A 1,121-nucleotide genomic window follows, 5' to 3' on the forward strand; every position below is an offset into this window, starting at 1 on the left:
GACCATCACGTATTACAAGTCAGCATCGAGGACAACTGTAGCCGCCACGCCGTTTACCCTGTTCGACCTTGCGGGAGTTCCCGGTCCCGGGGTCCTCTCACCCGGAAACACCGCGAATGGGATTGTGCCGACCGATGCTATCGACGGGTATCCAAAAATCGAAACGTTCTCCGGATCCGGTTACCTGACAAGGGTCATGCATTCCGGCTCAGTCGTGGGAAACCATCGCCTTTATGACCGACTGTTTGTGGCCGGTGCATACAATTACAACGCCGACATCACGCTCGCCTCCCAGCCATCATTCGCATCCAGGGTGCCGAACTCGTTTTACAACGGTCTCGAGCTCTGGTACGAGCAAGTGACGGCGGGGACTGGCGTACCAAGTATCCAGATCAACTACGTTGACCAGGACGGTAACCCGGGAGATACCGGAGTAGTCTCGCTCGCGATTGCCCATACGCTCGGCCGCTGCACCAGGATCCCGCTGGCTGCTGGAGATTCAGGAATCCAGCGGGTCGACCGGGTCCGTGGAACCGTTGCGACCGTAGGGACGTTCAACATCATGATCCTCCGCCCGCTCTGGTCCGGCCGATCGCAGGTGATTAACGACTTGCGTGTTGACGACATGCTCTCAACGGGGATGCCCCAGGTATACGACAACAGTGCATTGTATGTCCTGGACGATTCTGACAGCACGTCGTCAGGCACTCCCTACTTACGGTTCGAGATTGCAGACAAGTAGGCGGCCATTCCCATGGCAGCCTCGGTCTGGAGAAGGAGTACCGGCAGCAGACGGATTGCGGCCGACCACCTCCTCAATAAAAACGTCAACGGCACCCTCGCGCATATAGCGAACGCCTTTTTTGAGCGTGGCGGGGACGATATCACCTTCCCTGCCGTGTCGGTCGCGATATCGCCAGGCACGCTCTACCTAGGCGGCATCAACTCCGAGATGGTCTTCGAACCGGCTGAGATTACCATCTCGCCCGAAGAGCTCTGGACCTCGACCGACATGAAGGCGACAATCAGGATGTCCGGCCAGTTGTTTCTCAAAGGCCAGAGCGATTATCTCGTTTTCGAGGATCCTGCGGTCATCACACTTACAGCGCCATCAATGGACC

2 protein-coding genes are annotated in these 1,121 nt (G+C 57.5%); both read left to right on the forward strand.

Annotated features, from left to right (window positions below; translation table 11 throughout):
• Positions 1-742 (forward strand): hypothetical protein (locus tag CW742_RS14465; RefSeq protein WP_292421585.1); only part of this gene is annotated, 742 nt, incomplete at its 5' end.
• Between the two features lie 12 nt (positions 743-754).
• Positions 755-1,121 (forward strand): hypothetical protein (locus CW742_RS14470; RefSeq protein ID WP_292421586.1); only part of this gene is annotated, 367 nt, incomplete at its 3' end.

Source organism: Methanoregula sp. (assembly GCF_002835825.1).
In the GTDB taxonomy this organism is placed as follows: Archaea; Halobacteriota; Methanomicrobia; order Methanomicrobiales; family Methanospirillaceae; genus Methanoregula.